The organism is Halomonas sp. BN3-1, assembly GCF_003056325.1.
Lineage (GTDB): Bacteria > Pseudomonadota > Gammaproteobacteria > Pseudomonadales > Halomonadaceae > Halomonas > Halomonas litopenaei.
Genome location: NZ_PYVV01000008.1, coordinates 1 through 24,586, shown reverse-complemented (window position 1 = coordinate 24,586; position 24,586 = coordinate 1). Strand labels below are relative to the sequence as shown.

Genomic DNA, 24,586 nt, shown 5'->3' with positions numbered 1-24,586 from the left:
CCTCAAGGGCCGCATTCAGGCCTTCTTGACGTACATCGACTTGAGCTTCATGGCACCGATGCCATCGATCTTGCAGTCGATGTCGTGGTCACCATCGACCAGGCGGATGTTCTTCACCTTGGTGCCAACCTTGACCACCGAAGAAGACCCCTTGACCTTCAGATCCTTGATCACGGTGACGCTGTCGCCGTCGCTCAGCACATTGCCGTGGGCGTCCCGCACCTGGTCACCGCTCTCATCGGGCTCGGCGTTCAACGACCATTCGTGGCCGCACTCGGGACAGACCAGGGAATGGCCATCCTCGTAGCCGTACGGGGACTCACAGGCGGGACAGGGGGGCAGGTCGCTCATGACACTCTCGCAGGTGGGAAAAGCGAAGACGGTACTCCGCCCCCCGCTGGATTGCCAGTCGTCCAATGGAAGGAGAGCCTTGTCAGGCGCTGTCTTCCTATTCCTCCCTATTCCTCCTTATCTTCCTTTTCCGCCTTTTCGCCCTCGCCTTGGGCCTGGCGCTCATGGATACGCTTGATATCGGCCTTCAGGGCCCGCCGCTGGCGGCGAGTACTGAACTGCAGAGTATCCCAGGTCTCGGGCACCAGGGTGCAGGAATCCTCGCTCTGGTGAAACACGAAACGCCGCTCGGCACCGATCGGCAGGTTCTCCGAACAGTAGGTGCCGATCACCCGTACACAGACGGCCTTGAATACCAGCCCATCCCGCGACTCGTCGATGTCGGCGATGGTGGTAATACGTTCCTTCAAGGCATTGAACGAACCGATATGAACGAAGCCACCGCTGTCCAGCGGACCTTGGTGGGTACAATGACTGGCGTTGTGGCCCGCTTCCTGCTGATCTTCATCATCATCAAGATCCGCCTCGTGGTCACTGACATCCAGCGTCCAGTCACCTTCCGAGGTCTCCAGCGTCATCATGATATGTTGCAAGTAGATGGGCTCGGCGCTCATGTTGCTGATCACACACAGCGCATCCAGATTCTTTCGCTTGCCGCGATTGATGATCAGCCGAGGGCGACGCTGGCGGCGAAAGCCAAAGTACAGAAGCTGCGCGTAGATCAGCCAGATCATGAAGGAGCCGACGCTGGCCAGCGTCTGCAATACATCCTTGTGGGCAGAAATCCATTCGTACATGGGCGTCATCCTTGAACGAGAAGCCCGTTAAAAACGGGCTTCAGTACGTCATGTTCTGATGGTGGCCGAGGCGCCTCAGGCGTCGCGCTGATAGCTCCCCACCAGCCGATTCATGCCGAGCAGGTGCGGCTCGACCTCGGACAGCAGTTCATTCATGCCGAGGCCCTCCGGCAGGTTCGTCTCGGTGTCCAGCGCCAGTACCCAGAAGTAGTAGCGGTGCACGCCATGCCCTTCCGGCGGCATCGGACCATTGAAACCGAGGTTGCCGGCGTCGTTGATTCCTCGGGTGCCTTCCTCGGTAGCCTCCTCCAGCGAGGAGAGGGACGCCGGCAGGTTGTAGAGCACCCAGTGAACAAAGCCGTAGCATCCCTTCTGGACCAGCGGCGCGTCGGGGTCGTGACAGATGACCGCCACCGACTTGGTACCCTCGGGCAGGCCGTCCCAGGCCAGCGCCGGAGACAGATCTTCTGCCTCCTGGGAGTGCCGTGCGGGGATGGCGCCGTCATTGTCGAAGGCGGTGCTGGTCACTCTTAGCGAAGAAAGCGCAAAGGGCATGGTGATATCCTCCCTGGATCGAAATGGTTCACAATCTGCAAAGGGCGTCTGCGTGATTTTCATGCAACCGCTAGGCGATGTTTCACCGCGGCAGCCATGTCCAGCCTTGACGAGTCGCCCCGGGCTGTCAAACCCGCATGTCTTTGACATGATGATGATCCCCCATGGCTTCAAGGGGGGCAGCCGGAAGATCGACGCACTGAACCGTCGCTCGCCGCTCTAGCCACCATCCTCGCACCAGCCTTGCAGGAGCCCTGCATGAAACGTCTGCTGATCGTCGCCCATGCACCCTCGCCCAACACCCTGGCACTAAGGGAAGCGGCCGAGCGTGGCGCCCGCCATCCGGACATCGACGGCGTGGACGTCCAGGTACTGGCGCCGCTTGATGCTGGCCCCGAGGATGTCAGGAAAGCGCACGCCATCCTGCTTGGCACCACCGAGAACCTCGGCTACATGAGCGGTGCCCTCAAGGACTTCTTCGATCGTAGCTATTACCCCGTGCTGGAACACACCCAGGGGCTGCCCTGCGTGCTGTACATCCGCGCGGGTCACGACGGCACCGGCACGCAGCGGGCGGTGGAAGGCATCGTCACCGGTCTGCGCTGGAAATGGGTCCAGGCGCCACTGGTGCTGCGGGGTAAATGGCAGGACGACTTCACCGGTCAGGTAGAAGAACTCGCCATGACCCTGGCGGCGGGGCTTGATGCGGGGATCGTGTAAGGCGCAGGCAGGCACTACCCATCGCCGCAAGCGGCGCCGACAGAGGCACCGTCCAGCACCATCCAGAATCGAGAAGCCTCGCTACCGAGCCGCCGTCTGGTCAGCGCCTTGGCGCTATGCTCTGCCGGAGGAGACGTTCGAATAGGCCTGACGTCGCGATCGACTCGCCGTCCCCTTGCTTGCCGCGGCGAACGGAAATGTCGCCAAGACCTCACAACTATGCACCATCACATCGCCAATGGCGCATTAGCTGGGTCGCATAAAGCCTCGGCATTGCCAGGCCACGATCCCTGTGGAGACACTCTCACCAACGTACAGATGGGCCTTTGGCAAGATGCCTGATGTCGCCCGGACTGTGCGTCACTCACTCGATACTCGTCCGTTCAAGGGATGCCGTAAATCACGGCGAGGTCGGGGTCTACAGGGAAGTACAACGGCTCCGGCCAACGGAGCCACAGGAGATGCGCATGGATGCACAGCAGACGCTGGAGGACCTACCGATCGAATTCGAAGGTCCCTCCTACACCGGTGATACTGTCTTTGGCTATCTGGTCATTGCGGTGTCGCTGATTGTCTTGATCATCGCCGTTCTCATCATCATTTTCGGCCCCGAGTACGTCAGCGTATCGATCGCCCGCGGCCCCACCTTCACCCAGTTCTGGCAGCTCTACCCGGGCCCCATCGCTACCGTCGCGGGGATCGTGACGCAGCTTGGCTGGATGTTGGTCAAAAAGCAGGATGAGGTATTGTCAGAGGAGGTCTTGGATCGTGTACGCCGGCTCCTCCCGGCCTCCGCCGAGATGCCCGAGGGCCATCGGTTCGTGTTGACCCACCTCACCGGACATCGCTACAGGGTGGAACTCGAGGAAGTGGTCGAACCATCGGACCAGCAGAACCCGCCGGACAACGTCGGTCAGATCGTGCCACTGGGACGAGGAGGCGCCATGGTGCGCCTCTGCCACGATCAGATGATGGCCACGGCAGCATCCAGCGGTTGAATGACTTGCGCGTGTACACTGCACTCTCGCAACAACGCCGGCACTGTCAGACAGTGCCGGCGTTTTCCGCTCTGCTCCGCCCGAAGGCGGCAAGAGTTCAGTCGAGGCGTTCGAACACGGTCGCCACGCCCTGCCCCATGCCGATACACATGGTGGCGAGACCCAGGCGGGTGTCCTGGCGCCGCATCACGTTCAGCAGGCTGTTGCTGATACGGGTGCCGGAGCAGCCCAGCGGGTGACCCAGGGCGATGGCGCCGCCGTGCAGGTTGACCTTCTCGTCCATCACGTCGAGCAGCCCCAGGTCCTTGAGCACCGGCAGCGCCTGGGCGGCAAAGGCTTCGTTGAGCTCCACCGTGTCGATGTCATCGATGCTCAGTCCCGCCGCCTTGAGCGCCTTCTGGGACGCCGGTACCGGGCCATAGCCCATGATCGAGGCGTCGCAGCCGGACACTCCGGTGGACAGCACCCGGGCAATCGGCGAAAGACCAAGGGCCTGGGCGCGTTCGTAGCTCATCACCAGCATGCCACTGGCGCCCACCGACAGTGCCGAGGAGGTGCCGGCGGTAACGGTGCCGCCACGCGGATCGAACACCGGCTTGAGGCCCGCCATGCTGTCCAGGCTGGCCTCGGGACGAATCACCTCGTCACGCTTGACCAGAATCCGGCGACCGTCGGCGTCATGGCCTTCCACACCGATGATCTCGCGGTCAAAGGCGCCGCTCTGCTGGGCCTCGTAGGCACGCTGGTGGGAGCGTACGCCGAAGCTGTCCTGCTGCTCGCGGGAGATGCTGTGCAGCTTGCCCAGCAATTCGGCGGTCATGCCCATCATCATCGCCGCCTTGGCGGCGTGCTTGCTGGCGCTGGGGTTGACGTCGATGCCGTGGGTCAGCGGGATGTGCTCCATATGCTCGACGCCACCGACCAGATAGACGTCACCCATGCCGGCCTTGATGTTGGCGGTGGCGATGTGCAGTGCGCTCATCGACGAGCCGCACAGGCGGTTGACCGTCTGGGCCGGCACGCTGCGCGGCATGGCGGTCATGATCTGGGCGTTGCGTGCGACGTTGAAGCCCTGCTCCAGGGTCTGGTTGACGCAGCCCCAGATAACGTCATCCACCTCGCCGGGATCAACGGCGGTGTTGCGCTCGAGCAGCGCATTCATCACCGCCGCCGACAGGTTCTCGGCACGCACGTGGCGGAAGCCACCGTTCTTGGCCTTGGCCATGGCGGTACGGGCACCATCGACCACCACCACATCTCTCGGGTTCAAGCTCATCTGTCTTCTCCTGTCTGGTGGGGTCACTTGGCGTCGGCGTAGAAGGTCTTGCCACTGTTGGCCATCTCACGCAGGCCATCGGTGGGCGCATAAAGCGGCCCGAGCTCCTCGGCCAGGCTGTCGGCCAGGGCGACGAATTCGGCCACACCCATGGCATCGATATAGCGCAGTGCACCACCTCGGAAGGGAGGGAAGCCGATGCCGTAGATCAGCGCCATGTCGGCCTCGGCCGGGGTGCCGACGATGTCATCTTCGAGACAGCGCACGGTCTCCATGCACAGCGGCACCATCATCCGCGCGATGATCTCCTCGTCGGAGAACTCGCGGTTCTCGCTGACCACCTGCTTGACCAGCTCGATGGCGGCCTCGTCGCTGACCTTTCTGGGCTTGCCCTTGCGATCCTCTTCGTAGGCGTAGAAGCCCTTGGCGTTCTTCTGCCCCAGGCGATCGTTGTCGAACATCACCTGAATGGCGGTCTTGGCGTCACGCGCCATGCGGTCGGGGAAGCCTTCGGCCATCACCTCGTTGGCGTGCACCGCGGTATCCATGCCGACCACGTCGAGCAGATAGGCCGGGCCCATCGGCCAGCCGAACTTCTCCATCACCTTGTCGACGCGCTGGTAGTCGGCACCCTTTTCGACCAGCAGGCTGAAACCACCGAAATAGGGGAACAGCACGCGATTGACCAGGAAGCCCGGGCAGTCGTTGACCACGATCGGCGTCTTGCCCATGGCCTTGGCGTAGGCCACGGTGGCGGCCACGGCTGCGTCGCTGGTCTTCTCGCCACGGATGACCTCGACCAGCGGCATGCGGTGCACCGGGTTGAAGAAGTGCATGCCGCAGAAGTTCTCGGGACGCTTCAGGTTCTCGGCCAGTCGGGTGATCGAGATGGTCGAGGTGTTGGACGCCAGGATGGTGTTGTCGCCTACCTGCTGCTCGACCTCGCTGAGCACCGCACCCTTGACCTTGGGGTTCTCGACCACCGCCTCGACCACCAGGTCGACATTGTCGAAATCACCGTAGGACAGCGTCGGACGAATGTTGGCGAGCTTCTCGGCCACGCCTTCGACGGACAGCTTGCCGCGGGAGGCCTGCTTGCCGAACAGCTTGCGCGCCTCCTTGAGGCCCAGCTCGATGGCGTCTTCCTTGATATCCTTCATCAGGATCGGGGTGCCCTTGGAGGCGCTCTGGTAGGCGATTCCGCCGCCCATGATGCCGGCACCGAGCACCGCCGCCTGGCGCACCGGCTGCGCCTTGCTGGCGTACTTGCCGCCCTTCTTCTTGACCACCTGGTCGTTGAGGAACAGCCCGACCAGGTTGTAGCAGACGTCGGTCTTGGCCATCTTGCAGAAGGCCTTGGCCTCGATCGCCTGGGCCCGCGCACGACCTTCACCGGCGCCCTTCTGGATCACCTTGATCGCTTCCACCGGCGCCGGATAGTGCGGCCCGGCCTTGCCGGCGACATATCCCTTGGAGGTCTCGAACACCATCATCTGCTCGACCGGATTGAGGTTCAGCGCGGTGTTCTTTTCCTCGCGCCGGGCCTTGAAGTCGAGTTCGCCGGCGTTGGCTCGCGCCAGCATGTCGAGCGCCGCTGCCTCGAGGTCATCGGCGGGCACCACCGCATCCACGGCGCCGACCTTGAGGCAGGCGTCGGCACGGTTCTCGGTGCCGCCGGCGATCCACTCGATGGCGTTGTCGGCGCCGATCACCCTGGGCAGACGCACGCAGCCGCCCCAGCCGGGGACGATACCGAGCTTGGTCTCGGGCAGGCCGATCTTGGCGTCAGGCGTCATCACGCGGAAGTCGGTGGACAGCACCACCTCACAGCCGCCACCGAGGGCCAGGCCGTTGATCGCGCTGACCGTCGGGAAGGGCAGGTCCTCGAGGCCATTGAAGATACCGTGGACCTGCTCGAGCATGCCCTGGATCTCCGCCTCGTCCTTGCCGAACATGGCGTGAAACTCGGTGATGTCGGCACCGACGATGAAGGCGTCCTTGGCACTTTTCAGCATCAGGCCCTTGACGCCGCTCTCGCCGCGTACCGCGTCCAGCGCTTCGCCCAGCTCCTTGATCACCGCGCCAGAGAGCTTGTTGACCGATTCATCCTTCAAGTCGAAGGTCAGAGTGGCGATATCGTCGCCATTGCGAGCCACCGAAATGGCATTGCCTTGATAGATCATCCACGCATCTCCACTGAAGTCATGCCGTGTCATCCGGAAAGGGCCCGACAATCGAAGGGCCAGGCGACATTCATACGCCCGTTTGATTTCGCCAGCTTGGTGCAAAGATTCACTTCCGTCAACCCCTACCAATACCTTAGAGGGCTTGCGAGGCGTTGAAGCATGCAGCGGCGCTTCACCAGCGTTTAAGCATACTGATAGCATGCCCCTCCCAGCCGCCGCGGACCACGCCATGCCCTCCTCGCCCCCTCAGCGCACCACCCTCAACGCGACGCAGCGATTCATCGAGACCTGGGTAGCGCGTCTGCGGCCCTGGCACTGGCTCTGGCCACCGCTGGCCTTCGCTGCCGGTGTCGCCAGCTTCTTTCTGGTCGAGCGCCAGCAGTGGCTCGGCGTGTTGCTGGCCGGGGGCATGTTGCTGGCCTGGACCCTGCTGCTGTCGGAGAGCCTGATCGGACGCCTGATGGTGCGCCGTGGCTATCCTGCCCTTCCCCGTGGCGTCACCACCTTCATCGCCCAGATGATCCACCAGGAGACGCTGTTCTTCGCCTTGCCCTTTCTGGTCGCCACCACGGTGTGGAGCAGTGGTCAGGCGCTGTTCACCCTGTTCATGCTTGGCATGGCGGTGCTGTCCATCGTTGATCCGCTCTACTACCGACTGGCCGAACGCAAGCGCTGGCTCTACTTCGTGTTCCACGCCCAGTGCGTGTTCCTGGTGGTGCTGGTGACCCTGCCGCTGGTCCTGCACCTGAGTACCGGTCAGAGCATGCTGGCGGCCGCCGTGGCCATGGTGGTATTCAGCCTGCCGAGTCTGTTGCATCTGCTGCGCCCCATGAGTCCCGCCCGCTGGCTGGCGATGTTCGCGCTGCTACCGCTATTGGCCGGGGTCGCCTGGCTGGGCCGGGTGTGGGTGCCGCCGGCGACCCTGTGGTTGTCCGGCAGCGCCCTGTCGCCGGCCTTCGACGAGGCCGCACGCACGCCGCAGGGCTCCATGGCGCTGACACCGGAGGCGCTGTCGTCTCAAGGGCTCTATGCCTACACCGCGATCCATGCGCCACGCGGCTTGAAGGAAGAGGTGGTACACGAGTGGCGCCACGAGGGAGAACTCGTCGACCGCATCGCGCTGAACATCTACGGCGGACGCGCCGAGGGCTATCGCGCCTGGACCCGCAAGCAGAACTTCCCCGAGGCCAGCAGCGGCAGCTGGCGCATCGATGTGATGACCGCCGGCGGCCAACGTATCGGCGTACTGCGCTTCGAGGTTGCCGAAGACCCTGGGGCGGCGACCACCGCCGACGCCAGCATCGATACCCAGGCGGGCATTCCCGGCCTCAGGCTACGCTGGTTGACCGCCCGCCCCGAGGGACAGCAGGAGACACCGGACATGGCATCCGACAAGGCACGCCAGCAAGAGCCGCCGAATCACGAGGAGCCAGCCCCTGCTGAAGAGGATGCGGAGGGTGAGCCGAAAGATGCCACGGGACAAAGCGGCGAGACGAGGGAGAGCGATTCGGCGGCTGACCAGAAAGGGGATCGCGAGGGCAAGGAGGAGCAAGCGCCGCAAGCAGACGATGAAGGGGAACACGACAACGGTGAGACAGGGCGTGAGTCGTGAGTCGCGAACGAGCTACAGCCAGGGAGCGGCTGTACCCCCGAAGAGTGAATCTAAGGTGCGTATTCGGCGCAAAGGAGGGAGTTGGCTTGCATTACCGCCGCTGCGTTCGGACAATCAAATCATTTGCAGCCTTGCGATCTTGATCACTATGAACGAGAACATCGGATTTCAACTGTCTCGGGCACCACGCATCTGGCGTGCGGTGCTGGATCAGCGCCTCGCACCGTTGGGACTGACCCAGACGCGGTGGGTGACGCTCTATCACCTGTGGCGCATGCCGGACGGGCAGCCCCAGTGCGACCTGGCGCGGGCCATCGGCGTCGAGGCGCCGTCGCTGGTCAGGACGCTGGATCAGCTTTGCGAGCAGGGCCTGGTCGAGCGCTGTCCGTGTGACCAGGATCGCCGCACCAAACGCGTGCACCTGACCAAGCAGGCGACGCCTCTGCTCGAGAAGATCGATGCCATCGTGCAACAGGCCAGGGAAGAGATGCTCAAGGGGCTGGACGAGCAGGAACAGGAAAGACTCAGCGACATGCTCAGCCGCATCGAGGCCAACGGTCAGGCCTTGCTGACGCCGGATGATTGCCAGCGCTGACACCTGAGCTCGACGAGCCCAGCAAGAGCCTCGCCGAGATCGCCTTCAAAGCCCGCCCTGACACCTGGGCCGGATACCCAGCCTGACGCAGCCCTGTTCGATCCTGGGTGGTCGATCGCCATCGTCCATTGTCGAGCCGCCAATATCAGGGCGGCGAGTTGGGGAGATTGGCGGCGGGACGATCCGGACGTCCCTGCAGGGCGTCGCGTAGCGCCGTCGCAGGCGCCGCCAGGCTGCCGAAGGCGTCGGCCTCCAGCGACTCTTCCCACCACAGCGTCAAGGCCTTGTCGCTGGATTCGACCACGCAGGCGTCCTCGGGCAACTGGGTAAGCAGTCGCGACAGTCGCGCATTGATCACCGATGGCAACGGCTCCAGCGGCTGAATCCGCCAGCGCCAACCATTGTCGTAGTCGAACGACTTGAGCGCCTCGCTGGCACGTTCTGTGCGTACCAGCACAAAACGTGGGCCAGGCCGCTGGCTCGGATAGACCCAGCGATAGGCCGCCATCTTGTCGGTCTCGCCGTGCAGCGGCGGCGTCTCCAGCTTGACGCTGGCCCCCGCCTCGATCGCCACCTGGCGCAGCGACCCCTGACGACGCTCTCGGGCGGTGGGCCGCAGCCACATGGCCGGGGCAAAGACCATTCCTACCACCCCCAGGATCAGCAGCCACAACATACGGTTTCCTCAGAAAAATCGTTGATCATCAGCATTGTTTTGACGGGACTGGCGGCCTAGAGTGGAAGCACAGACCTTTTCTCAACCGACCGCCGCTGGAGGCGTAGTCCCGTGAGCAATGAATATCGTCATGTGCTGGTGGCCGTGGACCTCACCAAGGACTCCCACAAGATCCTCGAACGCGCCCTGCAGATCGCCGATCGCAACCACGCGAAGCTGTCGATCATGCATACGCTGGAGCCCCTCGGCTTTGCCTACGGGGGCGACATCCCCATGGACCTGACCAGCATCCAGGACCAGTTGGACGACCATGCCAAGCAGCGCCTGGCCGAGATCGCCGATGCCCACGTGGCGCGCGACGACCAGCACGTGGTCGTCGGCATGCCCGATACCGAGATCCATCGCTTCGCCGATGAACACGACGTCGACCTGATTGTGGTCGGCTCCCACGGCCGTCATGGCTTTGCGCTGCTGCTCGGCTCCACCTCCACCGGCGTGCTCCATGGTGCTCAGTGCGACGTACTGGCCGTGCGCGTCGGCAAGGAAAGCGAAGAGTAACCCCAGCGGTTGACCGGATCGCACCTCGCGGCAACCGGATCGCGCCCACTGCCCCGTTCATTCCCGGGAGCTTGCCCTCGCCCGTCCACCCAAGCGGTGGACGGGCGAGCTTTTTTCGCAAGACACCTTTCGCAAGGCGCCTATCGAGCGACTCCTCGGTACCACGCAAAGGGGCCAGAGCGCGTCCGGGTCTACTCGCCGGCGGCCATGGCCTCGAGTTCCATCCAGCGCTCCATGACCGCGTCGAGGCGTTCCTGAGTCTCCTGCAGCAACGCCAGCCGCTCGGTGACCACACCGGATGGCTGCTGGTAGAAGTCGGGCTTGCCCGCCTCCGCCTCGAGCTCGGCCACCTCAGACTCCAGCCGTTCGATCTCCGCCGGAAGGCCATCGAGCTCCCGCTGCAGCTTGTAGGATAGCTTGACCGGCTTGGCCTTGGCTGGCGCTGCGGCCGTGTCCGCCGTATCCGTCTTGCTGGATGCCGGCGCCGGTGCCGCGTCATCCGCGGTCGGCTCCACCCGCTGGCGCGCCGCACCCTCCCAGGGCGCCGGCGGCAACTTGCCGCCCTGGCGGACCCAGTCGCTGTAGCCACCGACGTACTCACGTACCTGCCCCCTGCCTTCGAAGGCCAGCACGCTTGTCACCACGTTGTCCATGAAGGCGCGGTCGTGTGATACCAGCAACAGGGTGCCGTCGAAGTTGAGCAACAATTCCTCGAGCAGCTCCAGGGTCTCGACGTCCAGGTCATTGGTCGGCTCATCGAGCACCAGCACGTTGGCCGGCTGGGTGAACAGCTTGGCCAGCAGCAGGCGGTTGGACTCGCCCCCGGACAGTGCCTTGACCGGCTGACGCGCACGCTCCGGCGAGAACAGAAAGTCCTGCAGATAGCTCATCACGTGGCGGTCCTTGCCACCCACCGTGACCCGATCACTGCCCTGGGCCACGTTGTCGTAGACGGTGCGCTCAGGCTCAAGCCCGGCGCGGAGCTGGTCGAAGTAGGCGACCTGAAGCTTGGTCCCCAGTCGCACCGTGCCTTCGCTCGGCTCGAGTTCGCCCAGCAGGATCTTCAACAGGGTGGTCTTGCCGGCGCCATTGCGCCCGATCAGACCGATACGATCCCCACGCTGAATCTCGATATTCAGGTCACGGATGACCGTCGCATCCTCGAAGTGCTGGGTGACGTGAGACAGCTCCACCACCCGCTTGCCGCTGCGTTCGCCGGTATCTACCGTCAGCGAAGCATTGCCCTGGCGCTCGCGCCGCTGGCTGCGTTCGCGGCGCAACTGCTCGAGCGCCCTCACCCGTCCTTCGTTGCGCGTACGTCGGGCCTTGATCCCCTGACGAATCCAGGCTTCTTCCTGGGCCAGTTTCTTGTCGAACTCGGCGTTCTCCCGGGCCTCGACCTCAAGCTCGTGCTGCTTCTGGGCCTGGTAGGTGGCGTAGTCACCGGGATAGCGCCCGAGCTTGCCACGATCCAGCTCGAGGATGCCGGTAGCCAGACGCGACAGAAAGGCGCGGTCGTGGGTGATGAACAGCACCGCTCCGGCAAAGGCGGCAAGCTGTTCCTCGAGCCAGGCGATGGTGTCCAGGTCCAGGTGGTTGGTCGGCTCATCGAGCAGCAGCAGATCAGGTTCGGCGACCAGCGCCCGAGCCAGCGCCACCCGCCGGCGCCAGCCGCCCGACAGCGAGGACATCTCGGCGTCTTCGGGCAGCCCCAGGCGGGTCAGCACCACATCGATCCGCTGGTGGAACGACCAGCCGTCGATGGCCTCCAGCCGCGTCTGCAGCGTGGCCATGCGGTTCATGTCCGGATCCTCGGACTGCACCAGATGGTGATACTCGGACAGCAGATCGCCGGCCTCGGGCAGGCCCTGGGCCACCACATCAAAGATGGTCTCGCCGCTGGCCTCCGGCAGGTCCTGCTCGAGCACACCGATCTTGAGGCCTGGGGCGCGCCAGATGGTGCCGCTGTCGGCCTGATTCTCGCCCGCCACCAGTCTCAGCAGCGTGGACTTGCCGGTGCCATTGCGGCCCACCAGCGCCAGCCGCTCTCCCCGCTCGAGCACCAGGTCGGCACCGTCGAGCAACACATGGTGGCCATAGGCCAGTTGCAACTGCTCCAATCGTAGCAGGGTCACGCTTCACCTCTTCGCTTGATCATCGCGACAGTGTACCTCATGCCCCCCTCCTGCTGGCATGACCGATCCCACCTGAGAGTCAAAATCAGAGACTACGCGATCAGCGACATGGCCACCTCGAGCACCGCACCACGTGGTTGTGCCGCCGACACACAGGTACAATGCGCCTCCATCGATATAGCCGCCCCAAGGAGACCGCGTTGTCCGTCCCAGACAAGCCAGCCCCAGACGAGACGCTGCCGAACCCGCTGCCGGAGCCGCTGCGCTTTCACTCGCCTGCCCCTCTGGTCGACATCGGCGCCAACCTGACCCACGAGAGCTTTACCCACGATATCGATGCCACCCTCGCCCGTGCCCGCGCGGCCGGCGTCGAGACGCTGATTCTCACCGGTACCGATCGTGAGCATGCCGAACAGGCGGTGGCCCTGTGCCAGGCCCAAGAAGGCCTTTACGCCACCGCCGGCATTCACCCGCACCAGGCCAGCGAATGGGGTCCGGAGCTCGAAGCCGCCATGGCCGAGCTACACCAAAAGCCCCAGGTGGTCGCGGTGGGAGAATGCGGCCTCGACTTCAATCGCAACTTCTCGACCCCGGCCGAACAGGAACGCGCCTTCGAGGCGCAACTCGCCCTGGCTGCCGAGTCAGGGCTGCCATTGTTCCTGCACGAGCGCGCCGCCGGTGCCCGAATGCGTGACATCCTCGGCGCCTGGCGAGATGATATTTCACGGGCGGTGATACATTGCTTCACCGCGGATCGCGAGACGCTCCACGGCTACCTGGATCTTGACCTGCACATTGGCCTGACCGGCTGGATCTGCGACGAGCGCAGGGGCCATCATCTACGTGATCTGGTGGGCGATATCGCCGCCAATCGACTGATGGTGGAGACCGACTGTCCCTACCTGTTGCCGCGTAATCTGCCGGCCAAGCTCAAGGGCCGCCGCCACGAGCCGGCGCTGCTGCCCTGGATCGTGCGAGAGATCGCCCACTGGCGCGGCGAAAGCGAAGCTGAGCTTGCCGCCAGCAGCACCGCGACGGCCCGCGCCTTCTTCGATATCAAGGAGTCCTGACATGGGCGACATGCCTGCCTTTATCGCCGTGGAGACCGGCGGCGATGGCGATCTGCCCCTGGCCATCGCCTGGAGCCTCGACGATGGCCGCATCAAGCACACCCTGATCCAGCCCGACGAGGACTGGCTCGATGCCGAGACGGTGTCCCTCGGCGACTACAGCCGCGAGGAACTGGCCAGCATCGGCGTGAGTCCGCTGGACGTGATCCGTGAACTGGAAACCGATCACTTCAATGCCACCCTGCTGACCGCCGGCGTATTCGACGACGAGGCGGCCATCTCACGGCTGTTCGACACCTACGGTCTCGACCCCTTCGTCGAGCTGGCCCCGGCAGAATCCCTCTATCCCGACCTGGATCCTGGCGAGTGGGCGCGCGCCCGCAACGAGCTGTTCGCCGAACTGGGCCTCGAGCCCATGCGTCCGGAGCAGGAGGTAGAGGTAATGTTGCATCTGCACAAGCGACTCAGCGACAGCGACTGAGACCGCAAACGAAATGCGACCGCTGACGGTGCGACTCGGGCCGTCAGTCCTCCCGCCAGCCCTCCCGTCAGCCCTCCCGCCAGCCCACCCATAGCTACATACCCTGTTACCAGGGCTTCAGGCGTTCTCGCGAACTATCGCTTGGTCACTACGCAGTACCGCCCGTGCGGGCGCGAAGCAAAGCAGCGGCTGGCGTCACCCCGGCGTGGTGGTCGCGGTATACCTTGGTCGACTGGTCTCCTCCCTCCTCTCGGGCCAGGCTTGTTCTTCCCAACAAATCGAACTTAAGTACGCCATCCGAACAATAAGCTTCGAGAGAGTGAGCCCATGCCCATTGCCACGAACATTGCCACGAGCATTACGACGACCATTGCCACGTCTTTTGCCCAGCCCCGTCGTCTTGCCGGCCTCCGACCTGCCCCCCGCGCCATCGCCACCTTCCTGGCCCTGGCCAGCGCAGCCCTTTTCAGCGCAACCCTGCCCACCTCCGCCCAGGCCGACACCAGTATCGTGATGCTGGGCACCGGCACCCCGGTACCCGACGGAGAGCGGGCCGGTTCGGGGGTCGCGGTCATCCATGATGGCGAGGCCTATCTCTTCGATGTTGGCCCCGGTGTCGTCGAGCGCGCCAGCCAGGCTCAGGAGCGAATGGGCTTCGAAGCGCTTGCCCCGGTGAACATCGAGCGGCTGTTTCTGACCCACCTCCACAGCGACCATGTACTGGATTACCCGGAACTGCTCGGCACCTACTGGTGGCGCCGCGAACAGCCCATCTCGGTGGTCGGCCCGGTGGGTACCGAGGCCATGAGCCAAGGGGTCTACACCATGCTGGCCGAGGACACCAATACGCGCCTGGCCGACAAGAGTCCTGTCACCAATCCAGCGGCGGCCAGGGCCCTGGTGACCGAAATCGAGAAGGAGGGGCTGGTCCACGAGTCACCCGGCATCAGCATCCACGCCTTCGGGGTAACTCATGGAGACTGGGAGCAGGCCTACGGCTACAAGGTCGTCACCGATGACCTGACCCTGGTGATCTCGGGTGACACGTCGCTTTCCGAGGAAGTGCGTCGCCAGGCAAGCGGCGCAGACGTACTGATCCACGAGGTGATCAGCCGTCAGGGGTGGGAACAACTGTCACCGCAGTGGCAGGCCTACCATCAATACGCCCACACGCTGAGCGATGAACTGGCAGAGTTGGCCCGGGAAGCGCGTCCCGGCACCCTGGTGCTGACCCATGTTCTGCACTACTCGGCCCCGCGGGAGAGCGTGCTTGACGAGGTTCGCGCCGACTATGATGGCAGGGTGCTGCTACCCGATGATCTTGACGTCATCGAGTGACCGACACCATCAGGCGATGGCAGGCTCGAGCTGCTCTCGTCCGAGCTCGATCGCCTCGCTCAACGCCAGCCCTTGCCGATAGAAGCCGCGTAGCGCCGCTTCGAAGGCTGCCGCACGGCGCGGCAGTCCTTCGTCACGGTAACGGCGGGCACGCTCGGCCACCCGTCGGGCGAAGCCTTCGCGATCGACCTCCACCTCGCCGAGGTTGTCGACGCTGACGTGAAAGGTCAGCCCGGCCGCCTCGCTGAAGATGCGCTCCAGCGCCTGGGGCGCCACCTCGACCTTCTCGAAGGCCTGCTGCTGCATCTCGCTGCGACCGTCAGGCTCGTACCAGTAGCCGTAGTCTTCCAGCAGTCGCCGGCGCGGCCCGGCGATACACCAGTGACTGACCTCGTGCAGTACGCTGGCAAAAAAGCCCCGTGCGAAGATCACCCGATGCCAGGGCACCTGATCGTCGGCGGGCAGATACAGTGGCTCATCACCGCCACGCACCAGACGGGTATTGCAGGGGCCCAGAAACAGCCCATCGAACAGTTCGATCACGTCTTCCAGGCGGTGCTCCACAAGGGCTCCTTCACGTCGGGCGTTTGTCTAAAGCGGCGGCGGGTTGTTGACCAACGCCACTACCGAGCAATGTTGGCGAGGGCGCTTGCCAAGGGCGCCTGCCGACAACGATGGCCGAGCCCGCCTGGCGAGAACAGTGGCCGATGCCGACTGGCGCGAGCCGGCAAGGATACCAAGGCTTGGCGCACAGCCAAACTCTCGAAGCGTTCGATTCTGGCGACATCGGTGGTTTGATTGACCAGACACCGATGACAGCGCTCCGCCTTCGCGCACTGGCAACTGGCCGCGCGGCGCCAAGATGGTGCATCGCTGGTACACTCTCACGGTACCCCGTGCCCGGAGTCGGCGCTTGCCCGGCGATCACCTCTTGGCCGTCTGTCCCGACAGCGGCCCGCTGACTCGAGGCACCAGGGCAAGAAGCCCGTATTCTCTGCATGGAGCCCACGAACGTGCGTCCTTTCCCCACCGGCCTCGGCGCCACCAGCCGCCGCGAGAGCTGGCCCTTGATCCGTCTGGCATTGCCCATCTGTGGCGCCCAACTGGCACAGGCCGGCATGAGCGTCGTCGATATCATGATGACTGGCCGCCAGAGCGCCACCGACCTCGCCGCGGTCTCCGTCGGTGCAAGTCTGTGGATGCCCTTGATGCTGTTCATGACCGGTACCCTGATGGGGCTGACGCCGATCGTCGCCCAGCTGCTGGGGGGCGGGCGCCAGGCGGGCATTCGCCCCAACGTGCACCAGGCGCTGTGGGTGGGCCTGGTGCTGGGGCTGGTCTCGGCGCTGTTGCTGCGCCTGGCGGTGGCGCCGGTATTCGCCTGGATGGAAGTGCCGCCGGAAGTGGCCGAACGCGCGCGTGACTATGTCGGCGCAGTGGCCTTCGGAATGCCCGGCGTCGCAATCTTTCTGGCACTGCGAGCCTTCTCCGACGGGGTCAATCATACCCGACCGGCGCTGTGGATCAGCCTGATCGGGCTGGCCGTGAATATTCCCAGCAACTATGTGCTGATCTACGGTGGCGACGGTTTTACTCGCCTGCTGGGCGACGCCACCCCCGGCTGGTTGGCCGACCTGCCGGCACTGGGCGCCTATGGCTGCGGCATCGCCACCGCCATCGCCATGTGGGTGATGACCCTGGCGATGATCCGTTACACCCAGAAGAGCCGCGCCTATGGCAGTATCGAACTGTGGCACTCGCCCACCCGTCCGAACCCGCGAATGATCGCCGAACTGCTCTACGTAGGCGTTCCCATCGGTGTGGCGATCTTTGTCGAGGTCACCCTGTTCACCCTGATCGCGCTGTTTATCGCAAGCCTCGGCGAGATCGTGGTGGCCGCCCACCAGGTGGCGCTCAACTACACCTCGGTGCTGTTCATGCTGCCGCTGTCGCTGGGTATGGCCTTGACGGTGCGGGTCGGAAACACCCTCGGCGGTGGTGACCCTCGGCTGGCGCGACTGGTGGCCTGGAACGGCATCCTGATCGCGCTGTTGGTGGCGCTGTTCAACAGCCTGCTGCTGTGGCTGACGGCGGAGACCATCGTCGGGCTCTACACCCATAACGTCGAGGTCCAGGCACTGACCCTGTCGCTGGTGGGGCTGGCGATGCTCTATCAGGTATCGGATTCCCTGCAGGTGGCTCTCGCCGGCGCCCTGCGCGGCTACAAGGATACCCGGGTGATCATGTTCATCACCCTGCTGGCGTACTGGCTGGTCGGCCTCGGCGGCGGCCACCTGCTGGGTCGCTACGGGGTTGGCGACTGGATCGAACCGATGGGGGTACACGGCTACTGGATCGGGCTGATCGCGGGGCTGACCGTCGCCGCGCTGCTGCTCGGTGAGCGCTTCCGGCGCAAGGCCCGAAGCGTTGCCAGGCGCGCGGAGGACGGCTGAGCATGAACGGCTTTCGTCCTGGCCGGTGGCGGCTGCTGCTGCTCACCTCCTGCCTGTCGCTGCTGGTGGGCTGTGGCGACTCGGCGCTGGAACGTGATCTGCTGGCCTATCAACAGCGGCTAGCCGAGGCACTCGACCAGCCACCACCGGAGCCCGCGCCGGTGGCCAACATCGGCGACTTCCCCGAACGCCGTCAGTTGACGCTCGAGATCCCGCCGATCAGGGAAGGCATGCTCGACGTCTTTGCCCTGCGCGGCTGCCATATCGCCAACCTGGTCGCCGAGCGCAACAACCAGCTTGGCAAGACCGCCGCCCCCAGCCAGCGCTGGCTCTACGAGCTGCGTCTGTGGCGCCGCCTCAGCGCCTGCTGGAACGCCGAGGCCGCCGACGCCCTGGCCGAGGGCGACCGCCAGCGTCTGGCTCGCCTGACCGACATCAAGACACGCCAGCTGCCGCTGGCCAGCTACAACGCCCTGGTCTCCTCCGAGGAGTGGACCGGCAGCTTCTCGCGGGCAAGCTCCCCCCTGCCTCTCGACGAACTCTCGGCGGTCGACGAGCAGCTTGCGGCGCTTGGCTATCTGAACGAAGCGGTCATCCACCAGTTCGACCGCCAGTGGACGCCAGAGTCCGGGCCACTGGAACAGGCGCTTGCCACCCTGCTGGATCGTCCACTGAGTGCCGAGCTGATGCGCGCCCTGATGCTGGCAAGCCAACGCATCGAGGAAGCCAGTCGACTGCTTGAGCGCGCCCTCGCCTCCCGCCATGGCCCAGACAACGACCGGACCGGCGCTGATGCGGCATGTTCACAGACGACGACGCTGCGCGAGGAAGGCGACACCCTAGCGTCACTTGAGCGCCTCGAGACGCAGGCGCTACGCTGGTTCGCTGGCATGGACCGACTGCTGGACGCCCATGTGGCGGGCAGCCAGGCCTTTCAGGACTACCGCCGGCAATGGCTCGACCTGGACAGCGAAACCACGCCACTGGCAAGTTTCGTGCGCGTACGAGACGATCACCTGTGGTTGCGTCAGCAATGGCGTCAACGCTGTGATACCCACGAGGACTTACGCTAGTTGATGAGTCTGTGCTATTGATGAGAACAGGGACGTAGAGCGCAGCGTCCGGCCCCGGGCCGAGATGCGATGCCGTAAGCAAGCAGCCGCTGGAGGGAGATCATGGGCATTCCACTGTCACCCCGCCCCGCTCGGGTCATCGACCTGGAGAGCATGCGCCAACGCCAACTGGCCCGCAGACGCCTGGTTCGCCTGGCCCCGGAGCTCGATGGACTGGAGATGGTGTACCGACTCGACGCGCACCCGGATACCCTGTACGGCATGCCGATACTGGCCTGGGGGATGCGTGAGAACGGCGATATTGTCGGGCTGGTCCCGTGGATGGAGTCGCTGACGCCATGCGAGCAGCTCGACGATCCGGACCACGGTCACTTCGTCGGCTACCGTGATCCGGAAACCGAGGAGCTGTTCGACCAGCCCCCGGAACACAAGGAAATGGAACTGGCCCACGCGGCGGCCTACTTCGAATACGAGGATACCCGCGAAACCACCCTGATCCAGAGCCTGCCGGATCATCAGGGTACCCACGCCCTGTGCATGGACGAGGAAGGCGCGCCCTGGCAGCTCAAGCAGGTCTTCGGCTGGCGCCTGTACAGCGATGGCACCATCGAGTCCCTGCTGGCCGACGAGAACCTGATCGAAACCGTCCCGGTGCTGCCCGGCGACGCCTGCCTCTACCCGGGCCACAGCCGACACCGGGTGGTGTACTTCTTCCAGCGCCAGATCGCCAATCGTATTCGCCAGGAAGACCCGGCGACACTGGAAGCTCTGGCCATGATGGTCATGCCTGACGACGATGAGGAAGCCGCGCCATAACGTCAGAAAGAGCGTCACCACCAGGGAGGGGGCTCAAGCGTTGAGTCCCCTCCCTCGGCAATATCATCCCAGCCGGATAAAGTAGAAGTGCGAGCCATCTTCAAGACTGCGATGCTCCACCAGCTCGTGCCCGAGAAACTGGCAGAACTTGGGCACATCTCGGGTGGTCGCCGGATCTGTCGCCGTGACCTTGAGCACCTGGCCAGGACTCATGTCCCGCACCGCGTTGTGCATCATCATGATCGGTTCAGGGCAGAACAGACCGCTGGTATCCAGTTCCTTGTCGCTTGCGGGCAGCGCATCGGAAGAATCCACCATCAATACCTCGGAGTTGGAGTGAAAGCATGATCAAGATCATCATCGAGCGCCGCATCATGCCGGGCCTGGAAGAAGAATACGAGCAGGCCGCACGAGAGGCCATGCGCCAGTCGCTGGGCGCCGATGGCTTCTTCGGCGGCGAGAGCCTGGTCGAACAAGGACGCTCCGACCGCCGTCTGATGATCACCAAGTGGCGCGATCTGCGCGCCTGGAAGGCATGGTACAACAGCGAGGCCCGAGAAAGAGTGATGCAGCACGTCCAGCCGTTGCTGACCGAGGCCGAAAACGTCCGGATCTTCGAACCGGCCTACTGACCCACGCCGATCTGCTGCCCGTGTCGCCGCCTCAATCGAGGCGAACGTGCACGGTGACCTCTTCTCTGTCGTGATAGAGGTGACGACAGCGTATCTCAGCCCGAACCCCGGCCTCCTGCAAGCGTGACGCGAGGCCGGAAAGACACAGCGATACCTCCTCCCAGCGCTTCTTCATCGGCAGCTTCAGGTTGAACACCGCCTCGCGACACCAGCGCTGCAACAGCCAACGCTCCATCATGGTGATGACGCGCGAGGGCTTGTCGACGATGTCGCAGACCAGCCAGTCCAGGCGCATCGGCGGCTCCCACACGAAGCCATCCTCACGCAGGTGCTCGACCATGCCGCTGGCCATCAGGGCCTTGTCCATGGGGCCATTGTCGATGGCGTAGACCTGCATCCCCCGCTGCACCAGCTGCCAGGTCCAGCCCCCCGGAGCCGCGCCAAGATCCGCGGCCTGCATGCCCTCCCCGAGCCGCTCGTCCCACTCGTCACGTGGCACGAATTCATGCCAGGCCTCCTCGAGCTTCAAGGTCGAGCGGCTTGGCGCGGCGTGGGGGAAGCGCAGACGTCGAATGCCGCCGGGGAATTCACTGCGATTGCCGGGAAAGCTCATCGCCAGCTGGACCCGGTCACCGTCACGCCAGACCAGGTGCAGCCGTCGTCCTCCCGCCTTGCGGCGCAAGGCACCACGCTTCTTGAGCTGGGAATTGAGCGGGCGTTCCAACGCCTTCAACAGGCTACTCAGCGCCTTGGCCTCGTTGGTATCCGGGGTCTCCTGCCAGATCGACTCGAAGCTCCAGCCACAGGCCTTGAGCTGCTCGAAGATGGGCGAGAGTCGATCGTCCCGGGACAGCGAGAGCTCCGGCAGGGCCAGCAACGACTGGCGGGCAAATACCAGCTCGTCGAGACGCAGGCGACGATGCAAGTCATTGGCCGGGTGCTCGCAGTCCATGCTGACCCTGACCAGCCCCTCCTCCATCAGGGGCTCGACGCTGGCGCCCTCGCCTTCGGCCAGGAACTCAGCGTGCAGGCGGTCGGTCAGCTCGGCGGCCAGGTCCGGCTCGAACCCCGGGCGACAGAACAGAAGGATTTGATCAGGCGTCATGGGTAAAGGTTCTCTTTCTCCAGTCGAGTCCGGCGCGTCCCTCGGCGGTCAGTTCGATATCCTTCAACTGAACATTCAGGGCGTTGGTGGAGATCACCACCTCCCACAGCGAAAACACCAGAGATATCGACAGCGATGCCAGGCTGATGCCGAACAGCAGCATACCCAGCGGCGTCCATGACAGGAACAGCGCAAACATCGACAGGGTGCACAGTAGAAAAGCGAAAACCCCGGCGATCTGCATCCGCTTGGTCAGCGAGATGCGCCGGCGCAGTAGTCGGATCTGGGTGACGTGATCTTCTTCCCCCTCCTTTACCTGCTCCGCCAGCTTGCGGATCAGTCCGGCCAGGGTCAGGAAGCGATTGGTATAGGCCAGCAACAGCAATGAAATGGCGGGAAACAGCAGGGCCGGCGTGGTCAAGTTCACGGGGGCACTCCAGAGGATCGACGAAAGTCGGTCATGGTAGCAGTCACGGCGCCTGGCGACGAGTCGCGCGGTCCTTCCCCGGCCTTGGAGGTCAGCTTGACGCACCGGGAGCGACACACCCGGTACGCTGAGCCAAGCTCGCGCAGGAAGACGCACAACTTGCCGATCCGGTAGCGACTGCCGGACCGCTGTGCCATATACGAAACTGCCCCCGACGCAAGCGTCGGGGGCAGACAATGGAGCGGAGGCCGCAATCAGGACTCAACCTGCAGAGCCATCAGGCCGCGGCCAACAGAGGCGATGTCCCGATTACAGGATGCCCTGCTCCTTGGCCATCTGACGAGCCGCCCGAGGGGCCGTCCACAATGTCGGCAGCAGCACCAGCGACACCGGGATGGCGGTGATCACGATAAACTGCTGCAGGGCACTGATCTGGCCTGCGCCCATTCTCAGCAGAATGGCAGCCATCAGCGCCATGGCGATGCCCCAGAAGGCACGAACCAGTGCGTTGGGCTCGTCGTGACCGGCACCGACCACGGAAATGGCGTAGCTCATGGAGTCACCCGTCGTCGCCACGAAGATGGTGGTCAACAGCAGGATGGCCATGGCCATCAGGCTTCCGCCGGGCAGCGCCTGGGCCACGGTCAGGGTCGCGACATCAAACTGGAAGTTGTTCAGCGCCTCGGTCAGATCGATGGCACCGCTCAGTTGATAGTAGATGCCGGAACCGCCCAGCAGGGTGAACCAAATCATGGTAGCCACAGGCGCCATCACCGCCACCGCCAGAATCATCTGCCGGATGGAGCGTCCACGAGAAATCCGAGCGACGAAGATCGCCATCAGCGGGCCGTAACCGATAAACCAGGCAAAGAAGAACACTGTCCACCACTGCATCCACCAGTCCGGTGCGGTCTGGGTGGTCATGGTCGCCATCTCGAAGAACGAGCTCAGATAGGCGCCCGCCCCCTGGGTAAAGGCATCGGTCAGAAACAGCGTCGGTCCCAGGATAAAGATCGTGGCAGCGATCGCCAGAGCCAGAAACACGTTGAAGCGGCTGAGGATCTGGATCCCCTTGTGGATCCCGGTGACCGCCGAGGTCACGTACACCACCCCCAGAGCAGCAAGCACCATCAATTGGGTGCTGTAGCCTTCACTGACACCGAACAACTCATGAAAACCGAAGCTGACCTGAGTCGCCAGGAAACCGATGGGGCCGACGGTACCCGCCACCACGGCGATTACGCACAGAGCGTCGACCAGGCCACCGAAGGGCCCCTTCATGACCTTTTCGCCCAGCACCGGATACAGCAGGGTCCGCGGCTGCAGCGGCTGTCCCTTGACGTAGTGGGCATGAGCCAGCACCACCGACGCCAGCGTACCCAGCACGGCCCAGGCCAGCAGCCCCCAGTGCATGAACGACTGGGCCAGAGCCCCTGAAATGGCCTCGGCCGTCCCGGCTTCGCTGTCAAAGGCCGGCGGCGTCACCACGAAGTGATAGACCGGCTCACCGGCGGCGAAGAACACACCGCCTCCCGCGAGCAGCGTGCACATGATCATCGACAGCCACTTGAAGGTACTGATCTCTGGCGTCTCGAGATTGCCGATACGCGCCTTGGCGCTGGGAGACACGGCGATGCCCATGGCGATGAAGAAGGTCGCCAGCAACAACAGCTGGAAATAGCTGCCCAGGGTCTTGGCGGTCCAGGCAAAGCCTGCCGAGATGCCGTTGGCAACCATCTCGATGTCGTACACAGACAGGGCGACGAAGCCCATGATGAAGCCGATGCTCAAGATGAGCACGATGGGATCACCCAGTCGAGAACCGGCCGAAGAAGCCCGCGAGTCGGAGGAAGCGGTGGTATGACTCATGTGGTGGGTAGCGACAGCAGACTAGGGTCAGGCTGTCGGACTCTCCTTTTGGGAAAGATGAATGGCGCCCTGATGGGCATGAAGGAAGCACGGAGGATTCCGCGATTTCATGACAGCTCTGTGGCTGAAGGGAAAGGATTCACCGCGCCTCATGCGCGAATCGAACCCGGCGACTCGCCTGGAACCCGTTCCAGGCGTATCGTAAAAAAAGCATGACAATGTCGACGCCGCATGACCACCCCCTGAACAGCGCGATGGTTCAACGCTTGAGTCTTTTTCCGGTCATGCCAACATGCCACTGTGAGGGGTATACGACCTCCGGGCGTCACACAAACACTAGCGCCCTCGCATGGGGGTGAGTCACCCCGAAGCTCTTCACAAGGCCTGCGGCAACGCCGCATGGCCTCGCTCCCAATGGGCTTCCTGCAAACGACCTCAGGGCGTCACACAAACAACAGCGCCCTCGCATGGGGGTGAGTCACCCCGAAGCTCTTCACAAGGACTGCGGCAACGCCGCCTGGCCTCGCTCCCAATGGGCTTCCTGCAAACGACCTGAGGGCGTCACACAAACAACAGCGCCCTCGCATGGGGGTGAGTCACCCCGAGCTTTTGCAGCGAAGCTGCAAGGGGGGACGAACGACGCGAGCCTGCGAGCGGCCGGACCGCGCCGAGGGGGTTATCGGCGCGGCCCCACATATAAAGAGGGGGGTCTTCCCATGCATATGAAAAAGCCCGATTATCTCTCGATAACCGGGCTTCTTCTGAATAAATGCCTGACGATGACCTACTCTCGCATGGGGAGACCCCACACTACCATCGGCGCTGAGCGGTTTCACTTCTGAGTTCGGCAAGGGATCAGGTGG

24 protein-coding genes and 1 rRNA gene are annotated in these 24,586 nt (G+C 64.0%); 12 read left to right on the top strand and 13 right to left on the bottom strand.

Features of this window, described 5'->3' with window-relative positions:
- Positions 1-15: 15 nt before the first annotated feature.
- The 3 genes from C9F12_RS12075 to C9F12_RS12065 form a co-directional block, all read right to left on the bottom strand.
- A complete protein-coding gene (locus C9F12_RS12075; RefSeq protein ID WP_108133227.1) occupies positions 16-351 on the bottom strand; it encodes a zinc ribbon domain-containing protein YjdM in 336 nt (111 codons plus the stop codon).
- 107 nt (positions 352-458) lie between these two features.
- Entirely contained in the window at positions 459-1,148 is a 690-nt protein-coding gene (locus tag C9F12_RS12070) for a hypothetical protein (protein ID WP_108449038.1), read from the bottom strand.
- 75 nt (positions 1,149-1,223) lie between these two features.
- Complete coding sequence (locus C9F12_RS12065) at positions 1,224-1,703, bottom strand: YbhB/YbcL family Raf kinase inhibitor-like protein (RefSeq protein ID WP_108133225.1); 480 nt, start codon at positions 1,701-1,703, stop codon at positions 1,224-1,226.
- A gap of 258 nt (positions 1,704-1,961) precedes the next feature.
- On the opposite strand from C9F12_RS12065, the gene C9F12_RS12060 reads away from it, so the two are divergent.
- Together C9F12_RS12060 and C9F12_RS12055 are read left to right on the top strand one after the other, a co-directional pair.
- A complete protein-coding gene (locus tag C9F12_RS12060) occupies positions 1,962-2,423 on the top strand; it encodes a flavodoxin (RefSeq protein ID WP_108449037.1) in 462 nt (153 codons plus the stop codon).
- A 461-nt stretch (positions 2,424-2,884) separates the two neighbouring features.
- A complete protein-coding gene (locus C9F12_RS12055; RefSeq protein ID WP_162816466.1) occupies positions 2,885-3,421 on the top strand; it encodes a hypothetical protein in 537 nt (178 codons plus the stop codon).
- A gap of 97 nt (positions 3,422-3,518) precedes the next feature.
- On the opposite strand, the gene fadA is transcribed toward C9F12_RS12055, so the two are convergent.
- Both fadA and fadB read right to left on the bottom strand, forming a co-directional pair.
- Positions 3,519-4,697, bottom strand: a complete 1,179-nt coding sequence (gene fadA, locus C9F12_RS12050) for an acetyl-CoA C-acyltransferase FadA (RefSeq protein WP_108449035.1) — start codon at positions 4,695-4,697, stop codon at positions 3,519-3,521.
- Between the two features lie 23 nt (positions 4,698-4,720).
- Complete coding sequence (fadB, locus tag C9F12_RS12045; protein ID WP_108449034.1) at positions 4,721-6,880, bottom strand: fatty acid oxidation complex subunit alpha FadB; 2,160 nt, start codon at positions 6,878-6,880, stop codon at positions 4,721-4,723.
- 232 nt (positions 6,881-7,112) lie between these two features.
- Between fadB and C9F12_RS12040 the strand changes: the two genes are divergently transcribed.
- Both C9F12_RS12040 and slyA read left to right on the top strand, forming a co-directional pair.
- Positions 7,113-8,495: a DUF5924 family protein gene (locus tag C9F12_RS12040; RefSeq protein WP_108449033.1), complete on the top strand. Its 1,383-nt coding sequence runs from the start codon at positions 7,113-7,115 to the stop codon at positions 8,493-8,495.
- A 148-nt stretch (positions 8,496-8,643) separates the two neighbouring features.
- Complete coding sequence (gene slyA, locus C9F12_RS12035; protein ID WP_045992966.1) at positions 8,644-9,090, top strand: transcriptional regulator SlyA; 447 nt, start codon at positions 8,644-8,646, stop codon at positions 9,088-9,090.
- Positions 9,091-9,235: 145 nt separating this feature from the next.
- On the opposite strand, the gene C9F12_RS12030 is transcribed toward slyA, so the two are convergent.
- Entirely contained in the window at positions 9,236-9,766 is a 531-nt protein-coding gene (locus C9F12_RS12030) for a hypothetical protein (protein ID WP_045992967.1), read from the bottom strand.
- A gap of 111 nt (positions 9,767-9,877) precedes the next feature.
- Here C9F12_RS12030 and C9F12_RS12025 point away from each other — a divergent pair, with 111 nt between their 5' ends.
- The gene (locus C9F12_RS12025) at positions 9,878-10,324 is read left to right on the top strand and encodes a universal stress protein (protein WP_045992968.1); all 447 of its coding nucleotides are present in this window, start codon (positions 9,878-9,880) and stop codon (positions 10,322-10,324) included.
- Between the two features lie 191 nt (positions 10,325-10,515).
- On the opposite strand, the gene C9F12_RS12020 is transcribed toward C9F12_RS12025, so the two are convergent.
- The gene (locus C9F12_RS12020; protein ID WP_108133209.1) at positions 10,516-12,459 is read right to left on the bottom strand and encodes an ATP-binding cassette domain-containing protein; all 1,944 of its coding nucleotides are present in this window, start codon (positions 12,457-12,459) and stop codon (positions 10,516-10,518) included.
- 200 nt (positions 12,460-12,659) lie between these two features.
- Here C9F12_RS12020 and C9F12_RS12015 point away from each other — a divergent pair, with 200 nt between their 5' ends.
- The 3 genes from C9F12_RS12015 (at position 12,660) to C9F12_RS12005 (ending at position 15,348) form a co-directional block, all read left to right on the top strand.
- Positions 12,660-13,529, top strand: coding sequence for a TatD family hydrolase (locus C9F12_RS12015; protein WP_240184244.1), 870 nt, complete (start codon positions 12,660-12,662; stop codon positions 13,527-13,529).
- Position 13,530: 1 nt separating this feature from the next.
- Positions 13,531-14,010, top strand: coding sequence for a hypothetical protein (locus tag C9F12_RS12010; protein ID WP_108133207.1), 480 nt, complete (start codon positions 13,531-13,533; stop codon positions 14,008-14,010).
- A gap of 327 nt (positions 14,011-14,337) precedes the next feature.
- The gene (locus C9F12_RS12005; protein ID WP_108449031.1) at positions 14,338-15,348 is read left to right on the top strand and encodes an MBL fold metallo-hydrolase; all 1,011 of its coding nucleotides are present in this window, start codon (positions 14,338-14,340) and stop codon (positions 15,346-15,348) included.
- A gap of 9 nt (positions 15,349-15,357) precedes the next feature.
- On the opposite strand, the gene C9F12_RS12000 is transcribed toward C9F12_RS12005, so the two are convergent.
- Complete coding sequence (locus tag C9F12_RS12000; protein WP_108133205.1) at positions 15,358-15,912, bottom strand: elongation factor P hydroxylase; 555 nt, start codon at positions 15,910-15,912, stop codon at positions 15,358-15,360.
- Between the two features lie 449 nt (positions 15,913-16,361).
- Here C9F12_RS12000 and C9F12_RS11995 point away from each other — a divergent pair, with 449 nt between their 5' ends.
- From C9F12_RS11995 to C9F12_RS11985, 3 genes are all read left to right on the top strand, one after another.
- On the top strand, positions 16,362-17,801 hold the full coding sequence (locus C9F12_RS11995; RefSeq protein ID WP_240184243.1) for an MATE family efflux transporter: 1,440 nt from the start codon (positions 16,362-16,364) through the stop codon (positions 17,799-17,801).
- A 2-nt stretch (positions 17,802-17,803) separates the two neighbouring features.
- The gene (locus tag C9F12_RS11990; RefSeq protein ID WP_108449029.1) at positions 17,804-18,874 is read left to right on the top strand and encodes a DUF3080 family protein; all 1,071 of its coding nucleotides are present in this window, start codon (positions 17,804-17,806) and stop codon (positions 18,872-18,874) included.
- Between the two features lie 102 nt (positions 18,875-18,976).
- On the top strand, positions 18,977-19,690 hold the full coding sequence (locus C9F12_RS11985) for a hypothetical protein (RefSeq protein WP_045992975.1): 714 nt from the start codon (positions 18,977-18,979) through the stop codon (positions 19,688-19,690).
- 63 nt (positions 19,691-19,753) lie between these two features.
- Here the strand turns inward: C9F12_RS11985 and tusA are convergent, their stop codons facing one another.
- The gene (gene tusA / locus C9F12_RS11980; protein WP_045992976.1) at positions 19,754-20,008 is read right to left on the bottom strand and encodes a sulfurtransferase TusA; all 255 of its coding nucleotides are present in this window, start codon (positions 20,006-20,008) and stop codon (positions 19,754-19,756) included.
- Between the two features lie 26 nt (positions 20,009-20,034).
- Here tusA and C9F12_RS11975 point away from each other — a divergent pair, with 26 nt between their 5' ends.
- The gene (locus C9F12_RS11975) at positions 20,035-20,322 is read left to right on the top strand and encodes an antibiotic biosynthesis monooxygenase family protein (RefSeq protein WP_045992977.1); all 288 of its coding nucleotides are present in this window, start codon (positions 20,035-20,037) and stop codon (positions 20,320-20,322) included.
- A gap of 31 nt (positions 20,323-20,353) precedes the next feature.
- Here the strand turns inward: C9F12_RS11975 and rlmM are convergent, their stop codons facing one another.
- The 4 genes from rlmM to rrf form a co-directional block, all read right to left on the bottom strand.
- A complete protein-coding gene (gene rlmM, locus C9F12_RS11970; protein ID WP_108449028.1) occupies positions 20,354-21,427 on the bottom strand; it encodes a 23S rRNA (cytidine(2498)-2'-O)-methyltransferase RlmM in 1,074 nt (357 codons plus the stop codon).
- A complete protein-coding gene (locus C9F12_RS11965; protein ID WP_108449027.1) occupies positions 21,417-21,854 on the bottom strand; it encodes a DUF2721 domain-containing protein in 438 nt (145 codons plus the stop codon). The genes rlmM and C9F12_RS11965 overlap by 11 nt, the downstream gene beginning before the upstream one ends.
- 309 nt (positions 21,855-22,163) lie before the next feature.
- Positions 22,164-23,723 carry a BCCT family transporter gene (locus C9F12_RS11960; protein ID WP_045992980.1) on the bottom strand — a complete coding sequence of 520 codons (1,560 nt, stop codon included), beginning with the start codon at positions 23,721-23,723 and terminating at the stop codon, positions 22,164-22,166.
- A 771-nt stretch (positions 23,724-24,494) separates the two neighbouring features.
- Positions 24,495-24,586, bottom strand: a 5S ribosomal RNA gene (rrf, locus tag C9F12_RS11955); the annotation flags it as partial.